We start from the raw sequence: 14,479 nt of genomic DNA on the forward strand, positions 1-14,479 counted from the left end.
AATGGTGTGGACGTAGCCATCCTCCAGGTCGTCGAGGACGTTTCGCCAGCGATGATAGGCCTCTGGTGAGTCTACAGCCTCCAGCCGGTCGTACACCTCTTCTCGGACACGCTCAGTCAGTTCGGCAGCGGCCTTTCGCGTGAAGGTGATCGTGACGATATTCTCCGGGGTGAGCGACCGGTTCTCGGCCAGTATCGTCACGTACCGCTCGGTGAGCGTTGTCGTCTTCCCCGTCCCAGCGCCGGCAGTGATCGCGACGTTCCGGCCCTGGACGAGCGCGTCCTCCTGTTCCTCTGTGAGCTGAATCTCCTCGGGTTCCTCAGTCATCGCTCATCACCGTCTGGATGTCCTCGTCGTCGCGAACACGGAGCGGAACATACGCTGCGTCGTCCTTGTGAACCTCGTCGACGAACTCCCGCTTGCGGTGATGGCGGACATCGCACGCCCGACGGTAGTCACAGTATCGGCAATTCGCTCCGCTGGACGACAGAATCGTCGTGTGGAACCGTCCGTTGCCGATGGCCTTGTCGATCTGGCCCAACCACTCCGGAACGACATCGTTCAGGAACCGGCGGAGTTCGACCTCTGAATCGAACTTCGATTCGACGCCGCGTGGAACCTTGAGGTCGTTGGGGGGTCGCACCTGATAGTATGTCGCTGAAAGCGATCCCTGTTCGAACAGATCACCGTCGACGACGTTGGCCGCAGCGAGCAGATAGATGGGGAGCTGGAACTTCGTGCCGCCGGTCGTCTTCGTCATATACGGTGCTCGACCAGTTTTGTAGTCGTAGAGCGTGAGCGTCGGTTGTTCGCCACCCTGGCTCACGTCAACGCGGTCGATGTAACCCCGAATCGAGACAGTCGAGCCGTCCGGTCGCCCAACTGTGAACGGCCCAGCATCCGAGTCGTGAAGTCCCTCGCCGAACGGGGCCTCGAACAAGTGTGGGAGGTCAGCGCCGTCCCGCGAGAGTTCGTTGTCGAGGAAGGTAGCGAACAACCCCTGTTCCGGTGCGTCGTGAGGTTTGCTCCCGGCCTCGTACGGAGCACTCTCGCCGTCACCCAGGCCCGCGAACAGCTCCGCCTTCCACCGTTCGTAGAACAGGCCGTCGTACTCGAAGTCAGCATCCCGGAGTTCCTCAACGGCGATCTCGCGAAGGTGCGTCGCCAGGTCGTCCCGGTCGAAGTTCGTGAGATCGACACCGTCCTCGGTCTCGTCCTGCAAATCCGCGAAGAACCGTTCGAGGACGTCGTGGACGTACGATCCAGTTTCGAGGGGCGTAGGGACGACCTCGACATCGTCCGGATCCGCAATTCCGAGTACTTCGTCAGCGTAGAACTTGAACCCACACTCGACGTATCGTTCGATACGACTCGCGCTGTAGGGTTCCCGTTCAGACGGAGGGTATACCTCATCGACTGTATCGAGTTCTAAGACGCCGTCGTGTTCGGAGAGGCCAGCCGTTCCCCTGTTGTCCGCACAGTGGAGTCCCCGATCCGTGCGCTTGGTCTGCTCGGGAGAGAGATCGCCCCGGTCGCCGGCGTGGCTGACCGCCGCACGCCGGTTGGTCGTTGCGGCAACGTGCCGCTGGAGGTCCTCACGAGAGCCCACGCGGTCGTCGACGCCGTCTTCGGGTTCAATGCCGGTCACGCGCTGGAGTTCGTCGAGGACCGGCGACCGGACGACTGCGGACTCGTCGTCGCCCGTCTCTGGTGTGGTAATCGTGAGTTCATCGACGTTCGCGAGGAGCGTCGCGAAGAGATAGCGCCCCCGGAGGCGCTCGTCGCCAGTGTCGAACCGCGGATGGGCGTCGGTCATCTCCTCGAAGAAGGCCGGGCGTTCCGGCGTTACCGGGAAGTGCTCGCTCGTCAGGCCCACGAGGAACACTTTCTCGAACGAGCGCATCCGGGCGTCGAGCAGCCCCATCACCTCAACGTGGCCGCCAGCAGCGCGCTGTGGAACCCGGATCGGCACGCCATCGAACGCACGGGTGAACAGTGCCAACGGGGAAAGGTCGCTATTGACCGCCGCCAGCGACTCGAACGAGGCGAGGACCTCGTCCACGAGGTCGTAGGCTCGCTGTTCGACGGCTTGCTCGGAACCGCTGGCGTAGTCCTCTGTCGCCGCCTGCAGGTCGAACCGGTCGTCCAACAGTCGACGGAGCGTTTCGGTTGCGTCCTCGACGTCGCCTGTTCGGAGCGTCTCTAACGTGGCCAGTAGCTCCTCGATCAGCGCCGCCGAGTCGTCGTCGACGTCATCGAGCAGGGGTGACACAGAAACCGTGTCGCGCCGGCGAGCAGCTGCCGTGACGGCGTTGGCCTGGTCGGTATCGACGACGTTGACCAATGGATTTGCTAACAGGGACGTGAGGTCCTCAGCACGGGGGTCGGGTTCGGCGAGGTTCAGGAGATCGTGGACGACGCTCCCGGTGAACGTCCGGTTCAGCTGTGAGGCGGCAGTCGTGACGTGCGGGATGTCGTACGTATCGAACGTGTCCTCGACGTACCCCGAATAGGCCTCGGTCCCGGGGGCGACGACGGCCAAGTCGTCGGGATCGCGACCATTGGCCAACTCGGTCCGGAGCTCGCGAGCGACGAAGCGAATCTCGCGCTCGGGCGTCGGGAGTTCCCGCCACTGGAGCGCGTCTGGAGCAGGGACGGTGTCGGGATCCGGGCGGTAGAGCGACTCGGTGATCGTTCCAAAGGCCTGCCCTGACTCGTCGACGGGATCGAGTTCTACTGTCTCAAAGTCAAGTGCTTCGTAGACCTCCAAGGCGCCCTCCGCAACGGCGTCGACTCCGCTCCGGCCATCCTGGTGGAGTGGCAGAAGTGCGATCGTCGGAAGTTCGTCGGCGAGGCGTTCGATGAGGCGGCGTTCGACGGGACGGAACTCGTGATACCCGGAAAGGATGACGACATCCAGTTCCGGCGAGAACGCCGATAGTGACTGCTCCGCCGTCGCGACGGCGTCGAACATTTCTCCCCGGGTACAGACCCACTCGTCGACATAGTCGCCGTGGAGATCCCGGTAGTGTCGGTACGCGTCGACAGTGGCTTTCGCGATACGGTCATCGAGGTCTGAGCCCTCGAACTCCGCTACGAGCGCGTCAGCGGTACCGACGCCGGCGTCGTCGAAGAGCGAGAAGCGGCTACTGAACGAATCAGCGAGAGCGGCAGAGGCAGGTTCACCGGCGAGAGCGCCGTCTGTCTCGGCTGTCGATCTGTCCAGAGCGTACTCCGCCAGCCGGCGGTTCAGCTGCCCGGCGAGTGGTTGAACCGGACCGTGGAGATGTTCGTACCACTCCCGAACGACCGCGTCAAGCGTCTCGGCACGAAGACGGAGAGGTTCGTGGGAAACGGCCCAGCTGTCCTCGACCATACTCCGGCGAGCGTCGTTCCGCGTTATGTAGAGAATACTCCCCAGCGAATCGGTTGCGATGTCATCAGCCCGCTGAAATGCCCGTCGTTCCAATCGGGCGTGTTTCGGGCCGGTGAGAAGCGTTGAATCCATCGAACACTCCCTACCAAGATATCGGTCTCACTTCACTCTTGGCGAGACTGACAGCTTAGGAGTGGCTTACCGAGAGGAACCAAAATAAATCAGGGAGGATTGAGAACTCAGGCGACGGTTGCTAACACCCGAACAACTGTGTCCGAGTGTCGTTCACGCTGAGTTCAAGCACCTCGTTCTTGTAGGAAGGATTCGACTGATACGAATAGTAGCATCGAAGTCACATCAAGCGGGTCGGAGGTCACGCCAGCGCACATCAGCAGTTTCGCCATCATCGAATTTAACGCGAAAGAGATATCCCTCGCGTTCATCATCAGTCACAGCTCCCGCATCGTCAATAATGATCTCAACAACTGTTCCCTGACGACCATGGAGCCAGTCGTGATCGGGATCAGTCTCATCAGGAATATCAATTCGGACAGAATCACCGGTATCGAAGCGTCTCATGATATTCTCAGCGGGTTTGAATCCTAAAGAGGATGGCTAAGCCGAGCAGGAAGACTCCACCAACACCAAAACCAACCACCGATGGGTCCGGTAGTGATGGAATGAACCTCTTCACCCGTGGAGTAAGAATGAACCCGCCGGCATACCCTCCGACGGATATGTATCCAGCAGCCAATAGGCGGACGAACCACTGTTCCACAATCGTATGCGAGCGGTGGTCAGCATCTTCAGCGGGACGAGGATCAACGATTTCCGGGTCGGGTTTCTCTCGCTTCAAATATCGCCATTCATCCAGGTACATGCGAACAGGCAGGACCGACTCAATCTCATTCAAGATGGCATACCGCGCTTTGTTCAGCCGGCGGTATGATTGAAGACTCTGATACCAGAAGTAGCAAATCAGACTACCGAATCCTGATGCGAAGAGAACGATCGCAGCGTTAGTGGTCGTGAGATTGCCGCGGGCGAGAGCAAAGAGACCGGCCAGTACCGAGGTTAAAATCAGACCGAAAAAGCGGTTCATCTGGACTCGCTGATTGGCAGTCTGGATCGCAACCTCCCCGTAATGTATGTACTGCTCCATCAGCCGATTCTTCTCGTCCTCACTTAGATTAGCCAGCGGTCCAGCTGTAACATCTTCCTCCTCAGATGGCTCAGCAGGGTCCCCTCCAGTGACCTCTTCAGAGTGTTCAGGTTCTGTTTCGGGCGTGTCTCCATCGTCAGTATCGGCGCCATCCTCTGAGAGATCAACCGCCGCTTCGTCGGTTGAATCAGGCATATTCAGCGAGTGCGTCGACAAGCGAGGCCTTTCGCCATCCTACCTGAGTATCTGCGACTTCTTGGATTTTCTCGGGGACCTTCGATTGTCCCTCTGGAATGATTGCGATCACCGGCTTGTCCAGTTCATCGGCGAGTTCCAGCTCCTCCAGGATCCAAGTGCTGTGAGCACCGTACATTCCACTACTTACGACGACAACCGACGCCGTTTTCATCTGGTTCCGGAGTTCAGAGCGAAGGGCAGACTCGGTATCCACGGGCAGGGGGTCAGTTGAGGGGACACTATGATTCTGCCACTCGATCGACGGAACCTCGTCAAGGAAATCAACGATACGCTCGTAGTGTTCGTCGTACTCCCACGAGTGGGAGACAAAAACGTTGTACTGCTTGTCCTCAAGTCGAGTTGCAGCGCGTGCTAAGCGAGGGAGTGATTGCCCAGTATTTCCGCCTGAGGAGGAAGGGGACTCTTGAGTCGACGAGCCTACAGAGGCCAAGGCTTCCAGCCCTTTGTAGGCACCATATAGGAGCAAAGCACCGCCAGCGATTTTTTGTCTAGACGAGAGCCCCTGCTGGTTCTGAGTGTCGGTAGAACTGCGGCTCAGGGGATCGTCGGTCGGGACAAGGCCCGACTGTTGGTCATTCGGCTCGAAGAGCGACGGTTGAGAGGAACTGAGCTCAGGGAGACTGTTATCCCCAGATTGCGTGACTGTATAAACGGGGCCGAGTTCTCGAACGGTGAACTCCTTTCCGAGATCGTTCCCTTTGTAGGTCGGTAGTATGCGGTCTCCATCATCGCGATAGAATCCGGTAGGTAGATCGTTAACAGCTGACTTCAGAACGAATCGAACAGCTGATTCGGGGTTTGGACTGCCACGAATATCATCAAACGCAGCCTCCCAGGTGGTTTTCAATGGGGAGGAGGTGTCTTGGCTCATAACCGTATGAACAATCCGTTTTTAAATAGTATAAGTTCTTCCCCCTGGAATATCGCCATATTTGGATTCCGCATCAGAGAGGACCATAGTACTAAACGGGTAAGCCGTCAACAATTCGCATATAGTTATGAGCTTCAACAGCAGATCTTCAAGCAACCGTCGGAGCGAATACCGACTGTTCATCTCGCACTCTTGGGAGTACAGCGACGAGTACAATCGGATGGTAGAACTACTTCGCGACTACCCGAATTTCAGTTTCCGGAACTACTCAGTACCGAAGGTGGATGAGATCGATGCTGACACCGAAAAGGAGCTGGAACAGGCGCTCCGGGAAGACCAGATCAAGCCAGCTACGGTCGTAATAATACTCGGGGGAATGTACGTAGCACACAGCAAATGGATCAAGAAAGAAACTATTTTAGCTAAAATCGAGAGCAAGCCTATTCTGGGTGTTACACCGCGCGGAAACGAGCAGATGCCCAATTTCGTTGAAGACCACGCAGACCAGATCGTGGGTTGGCAAGGAAAGAGTGTGGTAGAGGGAATTCGAGACCTGGCTGATTGAGTTGATGAGAGCGTGGATGAACTATTGAGGGAGAGTCTGGCTACCGTCGAGACTGTTTCCAACTCCACGAATCGGGTAGAGTTCGATCGCTTCGTACTCACCGTCTCCGTTAATGTGGCCCAGTTTTGAAAACAGAGACCGGCTCTTATCATTTGGTTCGTCGATATAGTAGACATCATCCTTACAGTACTCCTGGCACCAAGTCTGAATTAACTCCTCAGCAATCCCCCGGCGCCGGTAATGATCCCGGACATACAGCTGTCGAAGAACCTGTATTCCATCCAGCTCTTCCCAAGTGACGTATCCAGCCGCGTCGTCATCTCGAATATAGAGCAATCCCTGGTGGTTTTCAGGGATATATCGGGCAAAAGAAGAACTCGTGTCACCACCATAGCTAGTCATCGCGCCGATGACTCGTTCTGTTTTGTCTATTGGTCGACCATTAGAATACACGAGAAATGAATCTTCGGCACCGATCTCCACGATGTCATCCGGAGTCGAATTCGTGAAGAGCCACTCAGCACTGAACACCTCATCAAGATCGATTCTACGACCCTGATACTCGATACCGTATAGGCTCATACAGTTATGGCAGCGAAATTCTGCTGATTCCTCGATTTCGGACATTCCCGGAACACGCTCAATTGACGGGTCGTCAATCCCTGAGCAATTGCAGTCCTGTCTAAGTTCCTCAAATTTGTCCCCCTTCCCAGATTGACTATACGGAACAAATCCCATCTTCCAATGCTCCTCTAACTTCTCACCGAGTTCCTGAGCGAGTTTTTGAACGACTCTCGCGTCTGTTCCCACAAATGCAACGACAGCATCAAGGAGGTCGTCTACGTGAATAATCGGGTCCTCGGACAACTCATATTCTGTGAGCAATTGCCAACCACCGGGTGCCCGGTAGATCATCCGAAGATCATCTTCACAGAGAAGGGAAACAGCGACGACCTCAATCCCGTCATCAGCTTCGATATAGAGAGGAATCGTTTGATTAATCTCCTCACGTTGAGCAAGAGTTTCGAGCCAAGCATAGTCCCCGAGACCCGCAGGAAGTGGAATATTCAAACTCATTTCCGTATCAGAAATCGCTCTGTGACGTTATAAATGATAGGCGACCACCACTATGTGGATATATAAAACCAGCATACCACAAGACGGAATATGGAAACCAAGCGGATCGCTGAGGTCGTGGAAAACATAAATTATTCTTATCTCTTACCCGCGATTCAGCGGGAGTTCGTCTGGGAAACGAGTGACATCGTGGATCTGTTTGATTCCCTGTTACGGGACTATCCGATCGGTGCGCTCCTTCAGTGGAACCTCTCGGCTGAGGAAGCACAGGCTCAGCCCAAATATCGCTTCGTCACCCACTACGTCGACGAACCGAATTTTCCCCAGTCACTCACAACACCGACCCATCGAAACCCCCCGCACAATTCTGAAGACCCACTCCCGTCACCGGTGAAACTAGTCCTCGACGGCCAGCAGCGACTGACCGCGCTCAATATCGGTCTGACCGGATCATTCTACGAGCGGAAACACAACCACCCTCGGAACAAGGCCAGTTCGTGGGTTCAGAAGCGACTCTATCTCAACCTCCTCTCGGACCCGCAGACAGCGGACTCAGAACTCGGCAATAAATACGACTTCTCCTTCCGCTCTGAGAAGTCCGCAACCGCGAATGCATACTGGTATCCAGTCAACCGAATCATGTCCATCTCTGACAACGACGATTTCTATGCAGAACGCCAGGAAATTGAGGGAGAGATCCAGGAGCTGGTCGAGAACCACCCCGAGATAGAGAATTCAGATAGTCTGATTCTCAACGCTCAGCGTAATTTCGAGGACCTCTATCGAGCGGTCCACAAGGACGAGAAGCTCCACTTCTTTACCGAAGACGAGAACGACATCACCCGTGTTCGTGACGTCTTCGTACGGATCAATCAGGAGGGTGACACCGAATCGTGCCGAAATCCTCCTGTCGTTGATGACTAGTAGCTGGCAACAGGAGCCGCCGGAAATCAACGCACGGGACGAGGTGCACTCGATGGTCGACGAACTGAACGGGATCATCGACGGTGGGAACGCTCCTTTTGCTACGAAGCACGTCCAGAAGGTACTGCTCGCAATCAACGGCAACGAGATCCAGTATCGGTTCGACAACTACACACTCGACTTGCTGCGGAATCTGAAGGAGATCTGGCTTACCGATACGTTCTCGAACACGATGGAACAACTCGCTGAGCTTCTGAACAGTTACTATCCGACGGTGACCTACATCCTCAGTCCCGCCCTCTACACACCTATCGCCTACTACCTCTACCAGAACGAGAATCCCTCGCTCGATTCGACCTCTATAAAAGGACGCGGGCGGCGTCGTGACATTCTCTACTATATCTGTGCGGCCCGACTCAACGGATTCACCAGCCAATCATCGAACCAGATCGCAGAACTCGTCCGGGATGTTATCCGAGAGGAAGAGGAGACCTCGGAATTCCCACTTGAGCGGATCAGTGATGAAGTGGCATCCAGTTACGGAACCTCCCTCCGTTTCACCGAAGAAAAGTTGACCACGCTTTTCGAGGAGCTCCAGTACGGGAAGCGCGACATCGAGTTCCTTCTGCAGCTGTCGCACTATCCCGATGAACCGGCACGGGGCAAAGACTACGATATCGACCACATTATCCCGAAGTCGGTACTCCCGGAGGAGGCAGATGCCGACCGAGTGGGGAACCTCCAGTTGCTGATCGACAAGACGAACAAGATGAAATCCGATGACGACTTCGAGGACTGGATGAACTCCCGAACGGACGACTACAAGCAGACTCACCATATCCCAGAGGGCGCCAAGGAGATGACCTTTGAGGAATTCGTTAATGCTCGGGAGCAGCTCATTATGGAGCACATCCTCGAGAACCAACCGTTCTAACCGCAATCAAGCTTCCAGTTCGAAAGCCCTCTCAAGGAGATCAGTGAGCTCATTTAGAGCCTGAGTCGCAGTTTCATCAATTTGTACACTAACGCGATCGGTTTCCTTCGGGTGTTTCTTTCCTAACGAGAGGACTACGTCGTCATCGGGGGAGAGGGAAGCTGAGAGCCAGGAGGTAACACGGGGGGAACCGGCGAACCAAGCCGTTGTCAAATCATGCCAAGGGCGTTCCCGATCTGCCTCAGTCGGACGATCCGACCCAAATGCCAGCCGTTCCAAGTTATTAGTGAATGACCGGAGTTCCTCGGTATCCGATTCTTCAAGCTGAACGGTGACACGGTGGGTATCTCCGTCCCAGCCCCAGTCCTTCTTTCCAAGCTGAAGAGTTAGCTGACCCGTTGGTGAGCGAGAAACAGTCGCCCAAGCGCGCCCCTTCCGTCGGAGATCTTGTTGAGCAACGGTCACCCATTCATCCGACTTATCGAATGAAGCCCAATATTCTCCGGGTACAGGGATCTCTACCGAAACAGAGGGCGACTTCTCTTGCCAGAGCCATCTGATGACTTCCGGGTACCCCTCCATATCAGACCGCGACGGAAGCGCATAGGGCCAGACAGACAGTATTCCGGAGAGATCAACATCGTACTCTGAGAAATCGCCCTCATTGAGCCATGCAACGCTATAGTCACGCTGTAGATAATGGTCAGTGACTGCCTCGATATCTTTGCCCTGATTCCGATACTGAGCCTCTATCGCGATACCCCTTCCATGGGGCTCTCGGGGAGTATCGAATGTGAGCAGGACATCCGCAATTCGGCCGTCGATACCGGATTCAAGCTCAACTGTCGCATCGGGGAAATCGTGCTCCAATCGAGCATATGCAATCGACTTCATTTTCATATGTTCGTCCGATTCACCAGGGCACTCGCCGACATCTACAAGATCAGCAAAGGTTGCCTGACCTGCAGTTTGGCCCATCTCAGAACGACCCTCCTGTTCGTGGTGCCGAAAATGACGGGAAATGAAAGCAGAACCTCGTTCGTGAGACCGTACAACGGCCATCGGTTGGTCGCACGCAGGACAAGTAACAGACGTGCCGTCGGCTACTTGCGGTGGGATTACCCGTGTTCCGTTTAGAACTCCAAGATATGGCATCGAAGTCGATGGCTGTATTAGATTTGCTTGTCACTCGATCATAATGACCATTTCTCCGGCACCCCGTCGTTCGGGGGTCAAAGAGAAATCACTCACTTGGTGTCAAATCAGTAGTGGAGGATGAGTTTCCGGAAGTTTCCGGAAGCCTCGACTTTCCATGAACACAAATCGGGATACAGCGTAGGTTTTTGGGTACTCACGATGGTACTATCATAGGAGTTTCCGGAAACAACCCGGTCAGGCTTTTGTAACCTGACCCGAAATCAGTCTGTCAGAGACAGATGATTCGCGATGCTCGCGTCCTCCGGGCCGGGTTCGTTCCTCGGGAAGTTGAGCATCGCGACGCCGAAGTCAACCACCTCTCCAGTGTCCTCGAGCCAATCACGAACGGCGAACCCGCCGACACCGCTATTGTCACCGGACCCAGCGGCGCCGGCAAGACGTGCATCTCAAAATTCGTCACCGAACGCCTACGTGAGGAGGTCCTCGATGTCGAGACCACCTACGTCAACTGCTGGCGCAACTACACCCGGTTCCGCACGCTCTACCAGATCCTCGACGACCTCGGTGCAACCATCGACATCCACCGGCAGTCGACGCCCCACGACGAACTCGTCGACCGCCTCCAGCAACACGATGGCCCGCGAACCGTCGTCATCCTCGATGAGGTCGACCAGCTCGAAGACCCCAGCGTCATCTACGACCTCCACAGCCTCCCGCAATTCGCGATCATCTGCATAGCGAACAAGGAAGAGGAGCTGTTCAGCCGCGTCGACGACCGGCTCGTGAGCCGGCTGCGCTCCAGCGAACACGTCCGGATGGACAAGTACCACGACGAGCAGCTGTACGATATCCTGAGTGCGCGGGCAAAGTGGGGGCTCGACAATGACGTCATCACCGACGACCAACTCTATCGAATCGCCGACGCGGCCGCCGGCGACGCCCGCCTCGCAATCGGTATCCTCCGAACGGCCGCCGGTAAGGCTGATCGCGAGAACCACGAGCGCATCACCGACGACATTCTCCTGGATGCCGCCGAGGATGCTCGGGCCCAAATCAAGCAGAAGAGCCTCGACTCGCTCACCCCGCACCAGCGCGTCGTCTACGACATCGTTCGCGAGCACGGCCCGGTCGGGCCGAGCGAGATTCACGAGCGCTATACCGAGGACGTCGATGACCCACGGACGAAGCGGACTATCCGCACGTACCTCTCGAAGATGGAGCAGTACAACCTCCTCGAGGCGGAGGGGACGAGTCGGGATCGAGAGTACTCGCTCGTCGATTCAGCGGCGGCGTCGCCGATGCAGTGACCGTGATCCCGTCAGCTATCAGGAACTGAACTCGCCGAGGCCCGATTGCTCGTGGTCCAGCGGCTCGATGACCTGGGGATCGTCGTTGCCGGGGTTGTTGACCCGCGTCGAGATCTCGTAGGCGTCCAGATCGTCTTTCGGGTACGGCTGGCACAGTTCCTTGCGGGTGTCCGCGTCTGCGGCGAGCCAGTCGGACTCAGCGTCCTTTGGGAGGACGACCGGCATCCGGTCGTGGATTGAGTTCATCAGGTTGTTCGGCTCCGTCGTGAGAATCGTGACGCACGAGATCGTCTCGTCGTCGCCCTCCCAGACGTCCCAGAGCCCAGCCATCGCGAATGCGGGGTCGTCCTCCCGGTAAATCCGGTAGGGCTGCTTCGACCCGCCGTTCGGCGATTGCCACTCGTAGAACCCAGACGAGGGGACGAGGCAAGGACGTGATTCCCACGCCCGCTCGAAGACGCGTTTCTCGTCGGCAGTCTCGGAGCGAGCGTTGATGATGCCCTCCTCGGGTTCGTCCGCCCAGAACGGAATCAGCCCCCAGTGGTAGGCGTCGATCTCGTCGGAAGCCTCGTTCGTGATGATGTGGAGGTCGTCGCCAGGCGCGATGTTGTATCGGGGTGTGTACCCGCCGTCCGCGACGACCTCGGCATCGAAGCGAGCCTCGAGGTCTGCTTGGTCGATGAAGAGCGAGTTTCGGCCACACATACCTCCCAGTCCAACTGGGAGAGTCTTCAACGTATCTGGAAATGTGAAGGTGTGGTGCTGTTGCTCCCTCGTTTGATTTTATATTTGGGGACAATCGACAAGTACAGACGAAAGATTTCACGGGTTAGAACGGTAGGTGTCCAGCTAATTCTACAGCGCGTTCATAGGCTTGCGTTGCCAGATCTGCCACGATATCATATCCGCCGAAGCCGCCGAACAACGCCAGAAATACCAAGACCACCGTCAGCCACTTCACCGTGTTGTTAATCTGGATGTTCGTTGCCGACGATTGGTACGACAACAGCCGATTCAAGCTGGTCGCAGTCACCGAGTACCGGTCAAACAGACCTTCATAGTTCTCCTCGACCAACTCCATTTCGTCGACGATATCATCCAGAATGGTCGTGAACACACCTTGAGTTTCTTCCGTATCGTCGATCCGCCGTATATCCGAGACAGGAATCTCACCGTGGTCGCGCTGCTCGAACCAGTCGGTCAAATATTCGAAATAGTTCTCCGCGATCTGCTGGTGGAACAGGACCCGCGAGTACGTCTCTGTGAAATCCAAGTCGGCATCGATCAGGTGCTCCATGTCATCCTGGACGTCATCTATACTGCCGCCGGCATCTATCTGCGACAGGGAGAGCTCCCGGACCGACTCGTTCAACTCCCAGAATTCCAATCGCTTGTCTTTGAACCAGTTGAAGAGGTAGAGCAACGGGAGGAACCGGACAAAAAAGTCCGAACTCAGGGAAAGCGCTGAAGGCGGAGTTTGCGTGTTTTCATCAAGCACCAGCTGGTCAGAGATCTCGATCATGGTATAGGAACTATGGTACGTCATGTTATCGGGCGACATCTCACTCCCTGAACCGACGATACACACCGCGTTCGCCGCCTGTGGGATCACCGACTTGGAGGATAATGGATCGATATCCAGCATCTCGAAGAATCCGTGTCCTCCGAAGTGCGAGGCGTACGAGCGGTAGAGACGCTGATGATCCGTGACGTCGCGGGAGCCAGTCAAGGCTTCGTTGACGCTTAACCCTAATTTGAGAGTGGACACGGTTATCGGCGTGTTCCTCCCGACGAGCCGTACTGGGTCATCATGGCTGGAGACGAGGCCGAGCGAGAACCCGTCGAAGATGTCACTCCATACCTCGCGGATCGCGTCACGGGCCGGCGCTAAACCTGCATCCTGGTCCGCGGCCCAAATGGCGTCGAAGTGGTCCGAGGTCAGCTTTCCGGAGAGGACGATGTGATAGCCGAGCGGGACGGAGTTGAACTGGAGCACCGTCAGTTTGAGAGAGTCGAACTCGTCCCGATCCATTTCTATTTCGCCCCATTCCTGCGAGGTGAGCGGGAGTGTACCCGTTCCCCCCGTCGTCATCTCCTCCGGTGTCTCTTCCACCTCGTATAGGTCCATAAGATAGGCATCCAACTGGTTCTTGTCTGGGACGCCGACGAAGTCGATCGCCAGCATCACCGCTGGTCCTTCGAAAAGCATCTTGACCTCGCCGGCGTCAGTAAGAGAGTAGGTCGGTGGATCCTCGTCGTCGGGTTGGATCCGACCTCGATCGATCAGATCCTCGAACGCAAATTCGATGGTATCACGGTCGTCGCCACGATTCTCGTCGATTTCGTCGATGACGTCCGCCTTCTCCTGCGGTTCCCGATCAAGCCGACCGAGGATGTACGCCTGAATGCGCTCAATATCGTCCATAGCAGCCAGTGACCCGTTCTTGTGGAAGTCGGTCGTGCCAGAAACAAGAAGGTATAGCAATCATCATTTAACTACGCTACAAGGCCTCCAGAACATTGTGCTGACTATGCGTCCTGCATCTTGCACCGTACTCTGAACACATCTGAAACTGGGAAGACAGGAGCGGTCACTTCGCAAGCCTACTTATCGGCTGTTTCACCGCAGATGGTATGTGACCAAGAGGATCCCACAGAGGCGAAAAGACTCTGAATCGTACGATTAGAGCTCTGTCGGCGGCAGAAGCTCACAGAGAACAGCTGCTTGGTCAAGAAGTGCGTCGAAGAGCCGTTCAGTCGGTCGATATAGCGCGTGGTGTTCATCAACAGAATATGGCGTTTTCTCATCATCTGTGTGTGAGAGAAATCCGCTTTCGAGGAGTGGAG

The 14,479-nt window shown here is 56.2% G+C and carries 12 protein-coding genes and 1 pseudogene; 4 read left to right on the forward strand and 9 right to left on the reverse strand.

Annotated elements, in window-relative coordinates:
• The 5 genes and pseudogenes from WDJ57_RS21700 to WDJ57_RS20430 all read right to left on the reverse strand — a co-directional run.
• A pseudogene (locus tag WDJ57_RS21700) lies at positions 1 to 327 on the reverse strand (UvrD-helicase domain-containing protein); the annotation flags it as partial.
• The gene (locus WDJ57_RS20415; protein ID WP_338906436.1) at positions 320 to 3,376 is read right to left on the reverse strand and encodes a PD-(D/E)XK nuclease family protein; all 3,057 of its coding nucleotides are present in this window, start codon (positions 3,374 to 3,376) and stop codon (positions 320 to 322) included. The gene WDJ57_RS20415 and the pseudogene WDJ57_RS21700, both read right to left, overlap by 8 nt.
• 357 nt (positions 3,377 to 3,733) lie before the next feature.
• Positions 3,734 to 3,955, reverse strand: coding sequence for a hypothetical protein (locus tag WDJ57_RS20420; RefSeq protein ID WP_338906383.1), 222 nt, complete (start codon positions 3,953 to 3,955; stop codon positions 3,734 to 3,736).
• A 7-nt stretch (positions 3,956 to 3,962) separates the two neighbouring features.
• Positions 3,963 to 4,733 carry a RipA family octameric membrane protein gene (locus WDJ57_RS20425; protein WP_338906385.1) on the reverse strand — a complete coding sequence of 257 codons (771 nt, stop codon included), beginning with the start codon at positions 4,731 to 4,733 and terminating at the stop codon, positions 3,963 to 3,965.
• On the reverse strand, positions 4,726 to 5,667 hold the full coding sequence (locus WDJ57_RS20430) for a TIR domain-containing protein (protein ID WP_338906386.1): 942 nt from the start codon (positions 5,665 to 5,667) through the stop codon (positions 4,726 to 4,728). The genes WDJ57_RS20425 and WDJ57_RS20430 overlap by 8 nt, the downstream gene beginning before the upstream one ends.
• A gap of 127 nt (positions 5,668 to 5,794) precedes the next feature.
• Between WDJ57_RS20430 and WDJ57_RS20435 the strand changes: the two genes are divergently transcribed.
• The gene (locus WDJ57_RS20435) at positions 5,795 to 6,232 is read left to right on the forward strand and encodes a TIR domain-containing protein (RefSeq protein ID WP_338906388.1); all 438 of its coding nucleotides are present in this window, start codon (positions 5,795 to 5,797) and stop codon (positions 6,230 to 6,232) included.
• A gap of 21 nt (positions 6,233 to 6,253) precedes the next feature.
• Here the strand turns inward: WDJ57_RS20435 and WDJ57_RS20440 are convergent, their stop codons facing one another.
• Positions 6,254 to 7,309: a GNAT family N-acetyltransferase gene (locus WDJ57_RS20440; protein WP_338906390.1), complete on the reverse strand. Its 1,056-nt coding sequence runs from the start codon at positions 7,307 to 7,309 to the stop codon at positions 6,254 to 6,256.
• Positions 7,310 to 7,399: 90 nt separating this feature from the next.
• On the opposite strand from WDJ57_RS20440, the gene WDJ57_RS20445 reads away from it, so the two are divergent.
• Positions 7,400 to 8,233: a DUF262 domain-containing protein gene (locus tag WDJ57_RS20445; RefSeq protein ID WP_338906438.1), complete on the forward strand. Its 834-nt coding sequence runs from the start codon at positions 7,400 to 7,402 to the stop codon at positions 8,231 to 8,233.
• 52 nt (positions 8,234 to 8,285) lie between these two features.
• Positions 8,286 to 9,167 (forward strand): HNH endonuclease signature motif containing protein, encoded by an 882-nt coding sequence (locus WDJ57_RS20450; protein ID WP_338906440.1) that lies wholly within the window; start codon positions 8,286 to 8,288, stop codon positions 9,165 to 9,167.
• Positions 9,168 to 9,173: 6 nt separating this feature from the next.
• Here the strand turns inward: WDJ57_RS20450 and WDJ57_RS20455 are convergent, their stop codons facing one another.
• Positions 9,174 to 10,145, reverse strand: a complete 972-nt coding sequence (locus WDJ57_RS20455) for a hypothetical protein (protein ID WP_338906395.1) — start codon at positions 10,143 to 10,145, stop codon at positions 9,174 to 9,176.
• A gap of 458 nt (positions 10,146 to 10,603) precedes the next feature.
• Here WDJ57_RS20455 and WDJ57_RS20460 point away from each other — a divergent pair, with 458 nt between their 5' ends.
• Positions 10,604 to 11,632 (forward strand): Cdc6/Cdc18 family protein, encoded by a 1,029-nt coding sequence (locus tag WDJ57_RS20460; protein WP_338906396.1) that lies wholly within the window; start codon positions 10,604 to 10,606, stop codon positions 11,630 to 11,632.
• A gap of 18 nt (positions 11,633 to 11,650) precedes the next feature.
• Here WDJ57_RS20460 and WDJ57_RS20465 read toward each other — a convergent pair whose 3' ends face one another.
• Positions 11,651 to 12,337: an SOS response-associated peptidase gene (locus WDJ57_RS20465; protein WP_338906397.1), complete on the reverse strand. Its 687-nt coding sequence runs from the start codon at positions 12,335 to 12,337 to the stop codon at positions 11,651 to 11,653.
• 124 nt (positions 12,338 to 12,461) lie between these two features.
• Complete coding sequence (locus WDJ57_RS20470) at positions 12,462 to 14,057, reverse strand: hypothetical protein (protein WP_338906398.1); 1,596 nt, start codon at positions 14,055 to 14,057, stop codon at positions 12,462 to 12,464.
• Positions 14,058 to 14,479: the final 422 nt, after the last annotated feature.

The organism is Salinibaculum sp. SYNS191, from assembly GCF_037338445.1.
Taxonomy (GTDB): Archaea; Halobacteriota; Halobacteria; order Halobacteriales; family Haloarculaceae; genus Salinibaculum; species Salinibaculum marinum.